Source organism: Brucella pituitosa (genome assembly GCF_003049685.1).
Lineage (GTDB): Bacteria > Pseudomonadota > Alphaproteobacteria > Rhizobiales > Rhizobiaceae > Brucella > Brucella pituitosa.
This window is the reverse complement of the sequence record NZ_PYSY02000001.1, coordinates 349138-365420: the sequence shown is the minus strand read 5'-3', so window position 1 is coordinate 365420 and position 16283 is coordinate 349138. Positions and strand designations below refer to the sequence as shown.

Here is a 16283-nt window from a genome sequence, read left to right as displayed (position 1 = left end):
CGATCGTCATGGTGGCAAAGCGTGTTGTAACAATTGTCATTCTGGTGCCATTGGCGGTCATTCTGATCGCTCTTTCGGTCGCCAACCGGGAAACGGTTGGCCTGACAATTGATCCATTCAATCCCGGCAATCCTGCGCTGACCTATCAGGCACCGCTGTTTATCTGGCTGTTTGGCGCGCTTATCCTTGGCGCTTTGATCGGCGCTGCCGTTACATGGCTAACGCAAGGCAAGCATCGCCGCCGGGAACGCCGCTATAAAAAAGAAGCATCTGAGCTTCTGGAACGTGCGGAATCGGCGGAAAAGCGACACGTGCCGAGCACGGTTTCCAAAGCCTGATAGCAGCACTTTTTCTTTTTCACTTTCGTTCCTGCATTATTTGGCCTACCTACAGGCCAAATAATAAGCGGAGTTTCGGGTGAAGGCGCCAAAAGGAAAAGGCAAAAAGCCAACAGGCGGTAAAGAGCAGCGTGGCTTCGGTCGCGCAAAGCATGATGAGCCGCGCTCGGCTGCCAAGCATGGAAGCAAGCCCGACGATAAGGGCTCGTTCTTCAAAAAGCCGCGTCCGCAATTTGCCAAGACTCCTGTAAAGCCTGCTGAAGAAAAGCATATTGCGGCGCCCCTGCGTGAGATCAAAGCTTACGAAGGCGAGCGTCCCGGCGAACGCACGCCAGTTATCCTCGAAACCGAGCCGTCGGACGATTATGCACTGCTAGACAGCGGTGACGGTCTCAAGCTCGAACAATACGGCCCTTATCGTATCGTGCGTCCGGAAGGTCAGGCAATCTGGCTTCCGAGCCTACCGAAAAGCGAATGGGACAAAGCCGACGCGGTCTTTACCGGCAATACCGATGAAGAAGGCATGGGACGCTGGGCATTTCCGAAACTGCAACCCGGTCAGACTCTGGGTGAAACATGGCCGATGCAGCATGACGGCATTTCGTTTCACGGCCGTTTCACTTCGTTCCGCCATGTTGGTGTGTTCCCGGAGCAGGCAGCACACTGGTCCTATATGGATGAGCTGATCCGTAATGCAGCCAAATCGGGCCGCACGGTGAAAGTGCTCAATCTGTTCGGCTATACTGGTGTTGCCTCCTTGGTTGCAGCCCGTGCAGGTGCTGAAGTCACCCATGTCGATGCTTCCAAGAAAGCAATCGTCTGGGCGCGTGAAAATCAGGAAATGGCGGGGCTTTCCGAAAAGCCAATCCGCTGGATTTGCGAAGACGCGATGAAGTTTGTGCAGCGCGAAGAGCGCCGCGGAAGCTTCTACGACATTATCCTGCTTGATCCGCCCGCCTATGGTCGTGGCCCGAACGGAGAAGTCTGGCAATTGTTCGAACATCTGCCAGCCATGGTCGACACCTGCCGCTCAATCCTCACGCCAAACGCCTTGGCAGTCATCCTGACTGCCTATTCGATCCGCGCTTCCTTCTTCGCCATTCACGAACTGGTCCGCGACCGTTTCACCGGCCTTGGCGGCATGGTCGAATCAGGTGAACTTATTCTGCGCGAACGCTCAGCCAAGCGTGCGCTTTCCACATCCATGTTCAGCCGCTGGGTAGCAAAATGAGCCGAAACGACGATTTCTCCAGAAGCGGCAATCATCCAACCGGATCACGTGTAGGTCAGGTGAAGGAAGTCACAAGCCTCACCAATCCGATTGTCAAAGATCTGCGCTCGCTTGCGCTTAAAAAATTCCGCGATCAGCAGGGCGTGTTTCTGGCTGAAGGCCTGAAGCTCGTCATTGATGCCTTTGAACAGGACTGGCGCATCAAGACGCTTGTGTTTGCCAAGTCCGGCAAGGGCAACAAAATGGTCGAGCAGGTTGCAGCGCGGACCTTCGCCAAGGGCGGACTGGTGCTGGAAGTAACCGAAAAGATCATGGCTGCCATCACTCGCCGCGATAATCCGCAGATGGTGGTTGGCGTTTTCGAGCAGCAGTATCAGCAGCTTTCAAGCCTCAAGCCAAAGGGCAACGATGTTTACATCGCGCTCGACCGCGTGCGCGATCCGGGAAACTTGGGCACCGTTATCCGCACGGCCGATGCAGTCGGGGCAAAAGGCGTGATCCTGATCGGCGACACCACCGACCCCTATTCGCTGGAAACCGTTCGCGCCACGATGGGATCGGTCTTCTCGGTGCCGCTTTATAAGGTGACGGAAACCGAGTTTCTCAACTGGCGCAAGGGTTTTTCCGGCCTCATCGTCGGCACGCATCTTAAAGGTGCTGTCGATTATCGCACCATTCCTTATGCCAAGAAGCCAGTCATATTGATGATGGGCAATGAGCAGCAAGGCCTGCCGGATGCTCTGGCAGAGACATGCGACAAGCTCGCACGCATCCCGCAGGCTGGCCGTGCAGACTCGCTCAATCTGGCGATTGCAACCGGCGTCATGCTTTATGAAATTCGCCGCGAGGCACTCACTCTCGATGAAAGGGCCAGCGGATGAAGCGTCATGCGGTTTTGTCCTCGTTTCTCGTAGTCATTATCGCAGTCCTGATCGATCAGGGCGTCAAGTTTCTGGTCGAAACCCGTATGGGCTATGGGCAGCAGATTGATCTGCTGCCATTCCTCGCGCTGTTCCGCACACATAATGAAGGCATCGCCTTCTCAATGCTGGCATGGCTGCATGACTGGGGCCTGGTCGCGATCACCGCAGCCGTCATCCTTTTTGTGCTCTACCTCTGGTGGACAAACCCGTCTGAACGCATCTTTGCGCGCTATGGATTTGCGCTTGTGGTCGGCGGCGCCATTGGCAACCTCATCGATCGTGTCATGCATGGCTATGTGGTCGATTACATTCTGTTCCATCTGCCGACATGGTCATTCGCCGTTTTCAATCTGGCTGATACCTTTATCACCATTGGCGCAGCGCTTATCATTCTGGAAGAGTTTCTCGGTTGGCGACGCGAGCGGGCGGCGCGCTAGAGCTCTTTTGTGCCCCCAATCCGAAACGCTTGATCAGACTCAAGCTTTCCCCTATTTTGACTATGAAATTTAACTGATTTTTGAAGGGGATAAGCTTCACCCACCCCAAATGACACATTGGTGACACGGTTCTGTCATCCTCGCGTAGCACTGAATCTGTATTGCTGCGGTCAGATTGGACGTCATGTCCACGCAACCAGACCGTAAGAGAATCGGAATTGGTTAGCTCCAGCTGAAATATCAGTCGGAAAACCGTTCAGGAATGCGTGAACAACAGGATCAGGAGCGAATCATCATGTCAGTACTGCTTGGAATGGGCCAGCAAATCATTGATGATACGGTCATGTCGGGCATAGAAGCACAACCAACGCTCTTCACATCCGCAAGCGACCCCATTGTTCTGGGGCGTATCGGGTCACTGGAAGTACGACTTGCAAATTCTCGCGATGCGATTGACGCCGCGCAGGAACTGCGGTTCCGCGTCTTCTTTGAAGAAATGGGCGCACGCAAGGAAACCATCGAAGAAGTAGAACTTCGCGATTCTGATCGCTTCGATGCCATCTGCGATCATCTTCTGGTTTATGATACCTCGTTGCCGGTTCCCGAGCATCAGCAAATCGTTGGTACCTATCGCCTGATGCGCAGCGATCAGGCTGAAAAGGCGCTCGGTTTCTACTCGGCCGATGAATATGACGTGCAGCGTCTGGCGCTTTCACGTCCAAACCTCAAGCTTCTTGAACTTGGTCGCTCCTGCGTTAAGGCAGAATACCGCTCCAAGCGCACGGTCGAGCTTTTGTGGCAAGGGGCATGGGCCTATTGCCGCCGTCATTCCATTGACGTGATGTTTGGCTGTGCGTCGTTCCACGGTGCTGTGCCTGCCGCACATGCTCTGGGCCTGTCCTTCTTGCACCAGAACTGCCGTGCAACACCTGACTGGGATGTACGCGCGCTGCCGCATCGCTATCAGCCGATGGACTTGATGCCAAAGGAAGCGATCAACACCAAGGTTGCACTCTTCTCGATGCCGCCACTGGTGAAAGGCTATCTGCGCCTCGGCGCGATGATCGGCGATGGCGCGGTGATCGATGAAGCCTTCGGTACCACGGATGTGTTTATCATCCTGCCGATTGAGCGCATTTCCAGCCGTTACATCACCTATTACGGCGCGGACGCTAATCGTTTTGTATAAAGGAAAAGGCGAAGCACCAGCTTCGCCTTTCTAACTTCATGCCCTGCCTGCCAGCTCTTTCAGCTTATAAATCAGCTCAAGCGCCTCACGCGGCGTTAGCTCATCCGGGCTGATCGCCGCAACGGCCTTCCCCAATTCGCTATCCTTTGCGGCTGCCTGCGGCTTTGGCTTCTCTTGTTGAAGCACAACGGAAAACAGTGGCAGATCGTCGATCAGTTTGTCGGCTTTGCCTGATGTTTCACCAGCTTCAAGCTGATGCAAAACATCGCGCGCGCGATTGACGACAGCTTCAGGCAGACCGGCAAGGCGCGCAACCTGCACACCGTATGAGCGATCAGCTGCACCCTTTGCCACTTCATGCAGGAAGACAACGTCATTGTCCCATTCCTTGACCCGCATGGTGACATTGGACAGTCGGTCGAGCTTTTCCGACAGCGCCGTCATTTCATGGAAATGCGTGGCAAAAAGTGCGCGGCAGCGGTTTTTTTCATGCAGATATTCCACGGCCGCCCACGCAATGGAAAGCCCGTCAAAGGTTGCCGTTCCACGACCAATCTCATCGAGAATGACCAGTGAACGTTCGCCTGCCTGATTGAGAATGGCCGCTGTTTCGACCATTTCCACCATGAAGGTCGAACGGCCCCGCGCCAGATCATCCGATGCACCGACGCGGCTGAACAACCTGTCCACCACACCGATTTGCGCTGAACCCGCAGGAACAAACGACCCCATCTGCGCTAGAATCGCAATCAATGCATTCTGGCGCAGGAATGTCGATTTACCGCCCATATTGGGACCGGTAAGCAGCCAGATCGCACCATTACCCCCGTCTGATTGTGGAGAAAGATCGCAATCATTGGCCACAAAAGGATTGGCCGCCTGACGGCGCAACGCCTGTTCGACCACCGGATGGCGACCGGCCACAATATTGAAAGACAGGCTGTCATCGACCAGCGGACGGCAATAGCCTTGCTCATCGGCAAGAACGGCAAGAGAAGCGGAAACATCGAACACGCTCAGTGCTGCTGCGGCAGCACGGATGCTATCCGCGTGGCTGACTGCTTCCGCAGTGAGTTCCTCGAAAATTGCCAATTCTATCGACAACGCCCGGTCAGCCGCATTAGCGATCTTGCTTTCAAGTGCCGCCAGTTCCGTGGTGGTGAAGCGCATGGCGTTCGCCATTGTCTGCCGATGGATGAAACGGCCCTTGGCAGCATCTGTGTCGGTCATTGCGCCAGAATTATTCGCTGTCACCTCAATGAAATAACCAAGCACGTTGTTATGCTTGATTTTCAGCGATTTGATTCCGGTTTCCTCGATATAATCCGCCTGAAGTCCGGCTATCACGCGGCGAGACTGATCGCGCAGCGCACGCATCTCATCGAGCTCTGTGTTGTAGCCCTGACGCACGAAACCACCGTCGCGCTTCAAAAGCGGCATTTCATCGGCCAGGGTCCGATCGAGATGGGCTGCAAAGCTTGCCGGTATTGTCTCAATCGCGTCACAGGCAGAGCGGAGTTCATCAGGCAGAAGTGCGCCTTCAAGCAAGGAGCCAATGCCACTGGCTGCTTCAAAACCCCGCTGCAAAGCGCCGAGATCACGCGGACCACCGCGACCGACCGCCAGACGCGAGAGCGCACGCGGCATATCAGGCACGCCTTTAAGTTCAAGCCGCATCGCGTCGGAGAGCGATTGTTCACGTAAGAACCATGAAACGGAATCATGGCGCAGCGCGATTTCTGCCGGGTTCGTAAGCGGCGCTGTCAGACGTTCGGCAAGAAGACGCGCGCCGCCACCGGTCACGGTTCGATCAATCGCTTTCAGCAGACTGCCTTCGCGATCGCCGGACATGGTACGTGCCAGTTCAAGACTGGCACGGGTGGCGGGATCGATGAAAATCGTGCCGCCTTCCTGCTCGCGTTCAGGTCGCATCAAAGGCGGACGCTCTGAAATCTGCGTCTTTTCGATATAGGCAATCGCACCGGAAATGGCCGAAAGCTCAGAACGGCTGAACTGACCAAAACCATCCAGTGTCGCGACATTGAAATAGCGCTGAATGCGCGCCTCTGCTGCCCCACTGTCAAACAGCGTTGCAGGCTGCGGAGACACAGCTTTGCCGATCAGATCAAAAACAGGGCGAAGATCTGCATCATGGAATGCTGTGTCGGCCACGATCAGCTCACGCGGGTCGACACGCATGATATCGGCAAAAAGCCGGTCTTCGGCTGTTTCGGCGACGCGGAAAGTGCCTGTTGAAATGTCGATCCAGGCGAGTGCCAGCGCGCCATCACCTTTGGTGCGGCCGAGCGTCATAAGGAAGTTTGCCTCGGACGGATCAAGCAGCTTTTCTTCGGTGATCGTGCCGGGTGTTACAAGGCGGATCACATCGCGGCGAACGACCGATTTCGAGCCACGTTTCTTCGCTTCGGCCGGATCTTCGACCTGCTCACAGACGGCGACCCGATAGCCCTTGGCAATCAGCTTCTGCAAATAGTCATCGGATGCGTGGAACGGCACACCACACATTGGAATGTCTTCGCCCAGGTGCTTACCACGTTTGGTGAGCGTAATGCCCAGTGCGCGGGACGCTTCCACCGCATCATCGAAGAACAGCTCGTAGAAATCGCCCATGCGATAGAAGAGCAGCGAATCAACATTCGCGGCTTTGATCTCGATATATTGCTCCATCATGGGCGTGAGGCGAACAGCGGTTTCCTGCACAGCGCTTTCATCTGCCTGTGGGTTATTGTCGCCTGCTTTCGATTCCATACTGAAGCCTTCGTTTATTGCTCATTTAAATCGTTTAAAGTCATAAAGTTTCACAACTCATCACTTTTGGATCAACATCTGTTCCAATATGCACTGTTTACACCGTGCATCACTGGCGTTATCGAATTTGTCCCGCAGATGAACCCGGAGGGAACATGCCAGCCTCGACGCCGAAGGGCAACACGCCAGAACGCACACCCACAGCCAGTGAGAAGGAAGCGCTCGACTTTCACGCTCAGGGCCGCCCGGGCAAGCTGGAAATCAACCCCACCAAGCCCATGACGACGCAACGCGACCTGTCGCTTGCCTATTCACCCGGCGTCGCGGTGCCGGTCAAGGCCATCGCGGAAGATCCTGCTCTCGCCTATGATTATACCGCCAAGGGCAACCTCGTCGCGGTTATCTCCAACGGCACGGCGATCCTCGGCCTCGGCAATCTGGGTGCGCTTGCATCCAAACCCGTCATGGAGGGCAAGGCTGTTCTCTTCAAGCGCTTTGCGGATGTGGATTCCATCGATTTGGAAGTCGATACGACCAACATTGATGAATTCATCAATGCGGTGCGCTATCTCGGTCCTTCTTTCGGCGGCATCAATCTTGAAGACATCAAGGCACCGGACTGCTTCATTATCGAACAGCGCCTGCGCGAAGTGATGGATATTCCGGTTTTCCACGATGACCAGCATGGTACGGCAATCATTGCCGCAGCGGGCATGATCAATGCGCTGCATCTGACGGGCCGCGACATCAAGAACACCAAGCTCGTCTGTAATGGCGCAGGTTCTGCTGGCATTGCCTGTATCGAACTCATCAAAGCCATCGGCTTTCCGGCTGAAAACGTCACGCTCTGCGACACCAAGGGCGTCGTCTATCAAGGCCGCGAAGAAGGTATGAACCAGTGGAAGTCGGCCCATGCCATCAAGACTTCCAAGCGCACGCTCGAAGATGCTATGAAAGACGCCGACATCTTCTTCGGCGTTTCGGCCAAGGGCGCACTGACCAAGGAAATGGTGCGCTCGATGGCGCCAAACCCGATCATCTTTGCAATGGCCAATCCGGACCCGGAAGTAACCCCGGAAGACGTGGCAGAAGTGCGTGATGACGCAATCGTTGCTACTGGCCGTTCGGACTATCCGAACCAGGTCAATAATGTGCTGGGCTTCCCGTATATTTTCCGTGGCGCACTCGATGTTCGTGCCACCACGATTAATGACGAGATGAAGATTGCAGCGGTCTATGCAATCGCAGAGCTCGCACGCGAAGACGTGCCGGACGACGTGGTTGCCGCTTATCAGGGCAGCCGTCCGCGCTTCGGTCCGCAATATATCATTCCGGTGCCATTTGATCCGCGCCTGCTGGCGACGGTTTCGGCTGCTGTCGCCAAGGCTGCAATGGAAACCGGTGTTGCCGGTCGCGCGATTGACGATCTTGAAGGCTACAAGCGCGAACTGCTGGCGCGTCGTGATCCGATTGCATCAACATTGCGCGGCATTTATGAGCGCGTGCGCCGCCAGCCAAAACGCATCGTCTTTGCCGAAGGCGAAGAAGAACAGGTGATGCGTGCCGCTGTTTCCTACGTTAATCAGGGGCTTGGCACGGCCATTCTTGTTGGCCGTGAGGAACGCGTCGCAGAAACCGCAAAAGCGGCTGGTCTTGATCTTGATCGTCCGGGCATCGAGGTTATCAATGCGCGTCTTTCGAGCCGCAATACGGTCTATGCCGATTATCTCTATGAGAAGCTGCAGCGCAAAGGCTATCTGACCCGTGACTGCCACCGCCTGATCAACAATGACCGCAATCATTTTGCGGCCTGCATGGTGGCGCTGGGCGATGCCGACGGCATGGTAACGGGGATCACCCGTAACTACGCAACCGGCCTCGAAGATGTGCGCCGCGTGATCGATTCAAAGCCCGGCCACCGTCTGGTGGGTGTTTCCATCGCGCTCTGCCGTGGGCGCACAGTCTTCATCGCAGACACTGCCGTGCACGAACAGCCAACAGCCGAAGAACTTGCCGATATCGCCGTTGAGGCGGCGGGCATGGCACGCCGCATGGGCTATGTGCCGCGCGTGGCACTGACAGCGTTCTCGACCTTCGGTCATATGGTCGGCGAAAGCTCGGCACGCATTCAGGAAGCAGTTCGTATTCTCAACACACGCCATGTTGATTTTGAATTCGACGGCGAAATGAGTGCGGATGTGGCTCTCAACCCGAAGCTGATGGACCGGTATCCTTTCATCCGCCTGTCGGGTCCGGCCAATGTCATCGTCACGCCCGACAATCATTCGGCTTCGATTGCTGCCAATATGCTGCAGGAGCTGGGAGGTGCGACCATCATTGGCCCGCTGCTCGTCGGTCTCGATAAGCCAGCGCAGATTGTCAATATCGGCGCAAAAGATACCGACATCGTCAATATGGCAGCAATCGCGGCCTACAACGCAACCAGCTAAGCAGACGACCAACACATGGAAAAGGCCGGGCATTGCCCGGCCTTCTCTTTTGAATGTTCACCATATCTAAAACCGGCTATAGGATGATGACCGCAAGCCCTTCCCCACAAGCCGGACATCAAAGCCGCATGAGCGCACACGACCTAAAGCTTGAAGAAATCGTCAATCCCGAAACACTGCGTCGCAAGCTGAACGAACTGGCTGACTCCACAGATGAGAGCTACACAAGCCCTTCCGTGCGCAAAGTCGTGCTGCAAGCGCTTAAAGATGCTCTGATACGCGGTCGTGCCAATGCGGAAAGCATGCTGATGAAAGATGGGGGCGGCACACTTTGTGTGCGACGTCTGTCCTATCTCATGGACACGCTGATCAGCGCATTGTTCGAATTTGCCAGCACCAAAGCCTACCCGATGACGAACCCGTCCAAAGCTGAAAACATGGCGATTGTCGCTGTTGGTGGCTATGGGCGCGGCGGACTTGCTCCGGGTTCCGATATCGATCTTTTGTTCCTGTTGCCCTATAAGCAGACCCCATGGGGCGAACAGGTCGCCGAATATATGCTCTACATGCTTTGGGACATGGGGCTGAAAGTCGGCCATTCGACACGCAATATCGACGAATGCATTCGTCTTTCACGCGAAGACATGACCATTCGCACAGCCATTCTGGACGCACGTTTCATTATCGGCAACCGCGATCTGTTCAATTCGCTCGTCACGCGTTTTGACGAAGAGGTGGTCAAGGATACCGGTCCTGAATTCATTCAGGCCAAGCTTGCCGAGCGCGATAATCGCCATAAAAAAGCGGGTGAAACACGCTATCTGGTTGAGCCCAATGTCAAGGAAGGCAAAGGCGGCCAGCGCGATCTGCACACGTTGTTCTGGATCGCCAAATATTTCTATCGCGTCAAAAGCAAGGAAGAGCTGGTCAAGCTCGGTGTTCTTTCGCGAGCCGAATTGCGCCTTTTCAACAAGGCCGAAGACTTCCTTTGGGCTGTGCGTTGCCATATGCATTTTGCAACGCTTAAAGCCGAAGAACGCCTTTCCTTCGATATCCAGCCGGAAATTGCGCAGCGCCTTGGCTACACCGCGCATCCGGGCCAGAACTATGTCGAACGCTTCATGAAGCATTACTTCCTTGTCGCCAAGGATGTTGGCGATCTGACCCGCATTCTCTGTGCGGCGCTCGAAGAAGAACAAGCCAAGCATGTGCCGGGCTTCAACCGCATCTTCCTCACCTTCTCGCGCCGCAAACGTAAGCTTTCAGCAAGCGGAGATTTCATCTCCGAGAATCATCGCATTAATATTGCCGATCCCGACGTCTTCAAACGCGACCCCGTCAATATCATCCGTATCTTCCATCTTGCGGACAAGCATGGACTGGAATTTCATCCCGATGCGATGCAACAGCTTACCCGTTCGCTAAAGCTCATCAACGGAGAACTGCGCGAGAACGCAGAAGCCAATCGCCTGTTTCTGGAAGTGCTGACCTCGCCGCGCAATCCGGAATTGATCCTGCGCCGCATGAATGAATCTGGCGTACTGGGTAAGTTCATCCCGGATTTTGGCAAAATCGTCGCGATGATGCAGTTCAACATGTACCACCACTATACAGTGGATGAACATCTGCTCCGCTGCATTCAGGTCATGTCTGAAATCGAGCACGGGGAGCTCGAAAACGAGCACCCACTGGCCAATCATCTCGTTACCACCATGAAGCGTGACCGTGTTCTGCTTTATGTGGCCATTCTGCTCCATGACATCGCCAAAGGTCGACCAGAAGACCATTCCATCGCCGGTGCCCGCATTGCCCGCAGGCTCTGCCCACGCTTCGGCTTATCTGCATCCGAAACCGAAACCGTGGAATGGTTGGTGCGCGAGCACCTGACCATGAGCATGGTTGCGCAGTCTCGCGATCTCAATGATCGCAAAACAATTGTCGACTTTGCCGATACGGTTCAGACGATGGAGCGGCTGAAGCTTTTGCTCATTCTGACCGTCTGTGACATCAAGGGCGTTGGCCCCGGCGTCTGGAATGGTTGGAAAGGTCAGCTTCTGCGTACCCTTTTCTATGAAACAGAACTCGTTCTGACGGGCGGCTTCTCCGAATTGCCACGCGCTGATCGTGACCGGCAGGCGCGTGCTGCATTGGCAGACAAGCTGTCCGACTGGCCAGCGGCAGAACGTGATGCTTATCTTGGCTTGCATTACACCAACTATTTCCTGACCGTCAGTCTCGACGATCAGGTACGCCACGCCCATTTCATAAGGGAAACCGACCGCAACGGTCGTGCGCTTGCCACGATGGCCAAACCGCACACCTTTGAAGCAGTCACGGAAATCACTGTGCTCGCCCCCGATCATCCGCGCCTGCTGTCGATTATTACCGGCGCTTGCGCGGCGGCTGGCGGCAACATTGTCGATGCGCAGATCTTCACCACAGGTGACGGTCGCGCGCTTGATACAATCCTGATCAGTCGCGAATTCGACACTGACGAAGATGAGCGCAGACGCGCCGAGCGCGTGGGCAAGGTGATCGAAGACGTGCTTTCCGGCAAATCTCATTTGCCCGATGTTCTTGCCAAGCGCACCAAGCCTAAGAAAGGCGCCAAAGCCTTCAAGGTGGAGCCGCATGTGGAGATCAACAACACGCTCTCGGACAAGTTCACCGTCATCGAAGTGGAAGGGCTTGATCGCCCCGGCCTTCTTTCAGAGCTGACCGGCCTTATTTCTGACCTTTCGCTGGATATTGCTTCAGCTCATATCACCACTTTCGGCGAAAAGGTGATCGACAGTTTCTATGTAACCGATCTCGTCGGGCACAAGATTTCAAACGCAACCCGACAGGGCAATATCAGGCGCAAGCTCCTTGCCGTTCTTGGCGGGGAAAATACTGCTAAGACCAATGGCCGCGCTGCAGCATAATATAGGTATTTTAGTTCAATGAGTTTGGTCAAAAAGTTCGCAACGGTTGCGTCCGGCACGCTGATGAGCCGCATTTTCGGCTTCACGCGCGAAATGTTCATGGCAGCAGCGCTCGGCACCGGCCCCGTGGCGGACGCATTCAATGCGGCCTTCCGCTTCCCGAACACGTTCCGCAGATTATTTGCTGAAGGCGCATTCAACGCGGCCTTCGTGCCGCTGTTTGCCAAGGAGATCGAAAAGAACGGCATGGAGGGCGCGCGCCGCTTTTCCGAAGAAGTGTTTGGCGTTCTATTCACTGTGCTGCTTTTCATTACGATCGCCATGGAACTCTCCATGCCGTTTATCGTGCGCACGGTCATTGCGCCGGGCTTCACCGATGATCCGGTAAAGTTCGACAATACTGTGCGGCTTGCGATCATCATGTTCCCCTATCTCGCCTGCATGTCGCTTTCGGCCATGATGGGCGGAATGCTCAACTCCCTGCATCGCTATTTTGCAGCAGCCATCGCTCCGGTGTTCCTCAACATCATTCTGATTGCCGTGCTGGCCTTTGCCTGGTGGAATGGTTACGACGCACTTGCCGTCGGCTACGGGCTCTCATGGGGTGTGATGGCGGCAGGTGTAGTGCAGCTCGCTATCGTATGGCTTGCCGTGCGCAATGCAGGCATCAAGATCGGTTTCCGTCGTCCGCGCCTGACTAAAAATGTCAAACGCTTGCTGGTGCTGGCATTACCTGCAGCGATTACCGGCGGCATCACGCAGATTAATCTGCTGATCAACACCAATATCGCATCGGGCATGGAAGGGGCCGTATCCTCGCTCGTCTATGCCGATCGCATCTATCAGTTGCCGCTCGGCGTGGTAGGTATTGCGGTTGCGACTGTGCTTTTGCCAGAGCTCTCCCGCGCATTGCGCGGCGGACACATGAAAGAAGCCTCGAACCTGCAGAACCGTTCAGTCGAGTTCACGCTGTTTCTCACCCTTCCGGCTGCCGCAGCACTGCTTGTCATGTCAGAGCCGATTGTGCGGCTTCTGTTTGAACGCGGTCAGTTCAGTGCTGAATCGACAATCGTCGTTTCCAATATTCTCGCGATTTACGGTTTGGGTCTTCCAGCGTTTGTTCTGATCAAAGCCTTCATTCCGGGCTTCTTCGCGCGCGAAGATACCCGCACACCTATGATCTTTGCAGCCATTTCAGTGGTCGTGAACGTGTCGCTGGCCATCACGCTGTTTCAACGCATGGGGCCAAGCGGCATAGCGATTGCCGAAATTACTGCCGGTTGGGTCAATGCAGCGCTCTTGTTTGCGACACTGGTCAAGCGTGGCCATTGGGGGAGCGATATACCGTTGCTCACCCGCATTCCCCGCCTGCTGATTGCAGCGGGCGTGATGGCAACAGGTATCTATTTTGCCATCGGGCATTTCGCATATGAACTCTCATCCGCTGCCTCGTTCGCGGTCAGAGCAGGCACCGTTACGACTATGGTTGTTGCAGCAATGGTCGTCTATTTTGCACTGGCCTTTGGTCTCGGCGGTGCCAATACCGCCATGATCCGCCGTGGCATCAAACGTGGAGGCGTAAATAAGGAACCCGGCGCTGACACATAATTGCCCTTGAAAGGCTGCCACAGCTCTGCGAAAACACCGCATCAAATTAGTACCCTTCGCTCTCCACCGGCGGAGGCCAACATCAGGATAAAGTCATGAGCACGTTTAAACCGCTTGTCTTCTCCGGCGTCCAACCGACCGGAAATCTTCACCTCGGCAATTATCTGGGTGCGATCAAGCGGTGGGTAGAGGTTCAGGAGACGCAGGAATGCATCTACTGTGTCGTCGACATGCACGCCCTGACCGTCTCGCCCGATCCGGCTGAACTCATTCAGTCGACCCGCGAAGTCACGGCTGCATTTCTGGCTGCAGGCATTGATCCCAAGCGGAGCATTGTCTTCAATCAGAGCCGCGTCATGCAGCATGCGGAACTTGCATGGGTGTTCAACTGCGTTGCCCGCATCGGCTGGATGAGCCGCATGACGCAGTTCAAGGACAAGGCAGGCAAAGACCGCGAGAACGCCTCGCTCGGCCTCTTCGCCTATCCAAGCCTCATGGCTGCCGACATTCTGCTTTATCGCGCGACCCATGTTCCAGTCGGCGAAGATCAGAAGCAGCATCTCGAACTGACCCGCGACATCGCCCAGAAGTTCAACAATGACTATTCCGATCGCATTGCCTCGCTGGGTATCGGTGTGGATATGCAGGTTGGTGATGAACAGGTTTCGGGCTTCTTCCCGCTGACCGAGCCGATGATTTCGGGCCCAGCCATGCGCATCATGTCGCTGCGTGATGGCACCAAGAAGATGTCAAAATCCGACCCTTCGGACCTCTCGCGCATCAACCTGATCGATGATGAAGAGACCATCAACAAGAAGATCCGTAAGGCCAAGACCGATTCTGACGGTTTGCCAACGGAAATCGATGGCCTCACCGGACGTCCGGAAGCCGATAACCTCGTCGGTATCTATGCGGCCCTGTCGTCGAAGTCGAAGGAAGAAATCCTGGGCGAATTCGGAGGCCGCCAGTTCTCAGAATTCAAAGCAGCACTCGCTGATCTGGCAGTGGCAAAGCTGTCACCTATCACCCATGAAATGCGTCGTCTGGTGGCCGATCCAGCCTATATCGACAGTGTTCTGAAAGATGGCGGCGAACGCGCCAGCGTGATTGCAGAGGCAAACATGCGCCACGTCCGCGATATTATCGGCTGGTTGCAGGACTGATAAATAATCAGGAGCTGCCCGCTTGCGGGCAGCTCTTTGCAATGCCACATTATCGCCATGGTATCCAAACGACTTAGCCGGGAAGCCGGCCACCGACGCAAGTTTCTTGCTGTTATTGACGACACGCCCGAATGCGAGCGTGCAGTTGCCTATGCCGCACGCCGCGCAAAGAATACCAATGGCGCACTCGTCATGCTGTTTGTCATCGACAATTCGGATTTTCAGCAGATTCTGGGTGTTGGCGAAATCATGCGGCAGGAAGCGGAAGAACGCGCACGTTCAACGCTCGAAAAATTTGCAGCCACTGTGCGCAAAGAGCAGGGTATCGAGCCGGAATTGATCATCCGCGAAGGCAACACCAATGATCAGTTACCAAGCCTGATTGAAGAAGATCAGGACATAGCCATTCTGGTTCTGGCTGCTGGCTCCGGCAAGGAAGGCCCCGGCCCTCTGGTCCAATCACTTGCAGGGCGGGCATTATTTCAAATTCCCGTTACCGTGGTCCCCGCAGGACTTTCCAACGATGACATTGATGCGGTGACATAATCACCCTATATTGATCGTAACTTGCATATGCCCGTTCAAGGCAGGGCTTGCCTTCGCGCGTATCCATGCTTACGAACAGTTTCTGATATTGAAAGCGGAGAACGGATATGTTCATCCAGACCGAGACTACGCCGAACCCGGCGACCCTGAAGTTTCTTCCAGGCAAGGTTGTCATGCCTGAAGGGACGGCAGATTTCCGTGACGCGGCAAGCGCGGGCAACACATCGCAGCTCGCTGCAAAGCTTTTTGCGGTGCCTGGCGTAACCGGCGTCTTCTTCGGCTATGATTTCATCACAGTCACCAAGGAAGACGGCGAGTGGCAGCATCTGAAGCCTGCCATCCTTGGTACAATCATGGAGCATTTCATGTCTGGCCTGCCCGCTATGGTGGGTAATGCCAATGCAGATGCAGCCGCCGCTCATGACGATGAAGAATTCTTTGATGAGGCAGACACCGAAATCGTCGAAACCATCAAGGAATTGATCGAGACCCGCGTTCGCCCGGCTGTTGCACAGGACGGCGGCGATATCACATTCCGCGGTTTTGAAAATGGCACGGTGTTTTTGCACATGAAGGGCGCCTGCTCCGGCTGCCCGTCGTCGACGGCAACGCTCAAGCATGGCATTCAAAATCTTCTGCGCCACTTTGTGCCGGAAGTACAGCAGGTCGAACAGATCTGATCTCACTGAGATTTATAAAGAAAAA

General features: G+C 55.2%; 12 protein-coding genes. 11 read left to right on the top strand and 1 reads right to left on the bottom strand.

What is annotated here, in order from left to right:
• Nucleotides 1-8 precede the first annotated feature (8 nt).
• The 5 genes from C9380_RS01705 (at nucleotide 9) to olsB (ending at nucleotide 4118) form a co-directional block, all read left to right on the top strand.
• Entirely contained in the window at nucleotides 9-338 is a 330-nt protein-coding gene (locus C9380_RS01705; RefSeq protein WP_024898169.1) for a lipopolysaccharide assembly protein LapA domain-containing protein, read from the top strand.
• A gap of 79 nt (nucleotides 339-417) precedes the next feature.
• A complete protein-coding gene (locus C9380_RS01700; RefSeq protein ID WP_128092866.1) occupies nucleotides 418-1569 on the top strand; it encodes an RsmD family RNA methyltransferase in 1152 nt (383 codons plus the stop codon).
• Entirely contained in the window at nucleotides 1566-2450 is an 885-nt protein-coding gene (locus tag C9380_RS01695; RefSeq protein ID WP_024898171.1) for a TrmH family RNA methyltransferase, read from the top strand. Before C9380_RS01700 ends, C9380_RS01695 begins: the two co-directional genes overlap by 4 nt.
• Nucleotides 2447-2929 carry a signal peptidase II gene (gene lspA / locus C9380_RS01690; protein WP_024898172.1) on the top strand — a complete coding sequence of 161 codons (483 nt, stop codon included), beginning with the start codon at nucleotides 2447-2449 and terminating at the stop codon, nucleotides 2927-2929. Before C9380_RS01695 ends, lspA begins: the two co-directional genes overlap by 4 nt.
• A gap of 295 nt (nucleotides 2930-3224) precedes the next feature.
• Nucleotides 3225-4118 carry a l-ornithine N(alpha)-acyltransferase gene (gene olsB / locus C9380_RS01685; protein ID WP_024898173.1) on the top strand — a complete coding sequence of 298 codons (894 nt, stop codon included), beginning with the start codon at nucleotides 3225-3227 and terminating at the stop codon, nucleotides 4116-4118.
• A 36-nt stretch (nucleotides 4119-4154) separates the two neighbouring features.
• On the opposite strand, the gene mutS is transcribed toward olsB, so the two are convergent.
• Entirely contained in the window at nucleotides 4155-6887 is a 2733-nt protein-coding gene (mutS, locus tag C9380_RS01680; protein WP_128092865.1) for a DNA mismatch repair protein MutS, read from the bottom strand.
• 155 nt (nucleotides 6888-7042) lie between these two features.
• On the opposite strand from mutS, the gene C9380_RS01675 reads away from it, so the two are divergent.
• The 6 genes from C9380_RS01675 (at nucleotide 7043) to C9380_RS01650 (ending at nucleotide 16258) form a co-directional block, all read left to right on the top strand.
• Nucleotides 7043-9337: an NADP-dependent malic enzyme gene (locus tag C9380_RS01675; protein ID WP_100559998.1), complete on the top strand. Its 2295-nt coding sequence runs from the start codon at nucleotides 7043-7045 to the stop codon at nucleotides 9335-9337.
• A 128-nt stretch (nucleotides 9338-9465) separates the two neighbouring features.
• Nucleotides 9466-12261, top strand: a complete 2796-nt coding sequence (locus C9380_RS01670) for a [protein-PII] uridylyltransferase (protein ID WP_128092864.1) — start codon at nucleotides 9466-9468, stop codon at nucleotides 12259-12261.
• Between the two features lie 18 nt (nucleotides 12262-12279).
• Nucleotides 12280-13869: a murein biosynthesis integral membrane protein MurJ gene (gene murJ, locus C9380_RS01665; RefSeq protein WP_024898177.1), complete on the top strand. Its 1590-nt coding sequence runs from the start codon at nucleotides 12280-12282 to the stop codon at nucleotides 13867-13869.
• 95 nt (nucleotides 13870-13964) lie between these two features.
• Complete coding sequence (gene trpS, locus C9380_RS01660; RefSeq protein ID WP_024898178.1) at nucleotides 13965-15032, top strand: tryptophan--tRNA ligase; 1068 nt, start codon at nucleotides 13965-13967, stop codon at nucleotides 15030-15032.
• Nucleotides 15033-15038: 6 nt separating this feature from the next.
• Nucleotides 15039-15578: a universal stress protein gene (locus tag C9380_RS01655; protein ID WP_024898179.1), complete on the top strand. Its 540-nt coding sequence runs from the start codon at nucleotides 15039-15041 to the stop codon at nucleotides 15576-15578.
• Nucleotides 15579-15685: 107 nt separating this feature from the next.
• Complete coding sequence (locus tag C9380_RS01650; protein ID WP_024898180.1) at nucleotides 15686-16258, top strand: NifU family protein; 573 nt, start codon at nucleotides 15686-15688, stop codon at nucleotides 16256-16258.
• Nucleotides 16259-16283 lie beyond the last annotated feature (25 nt).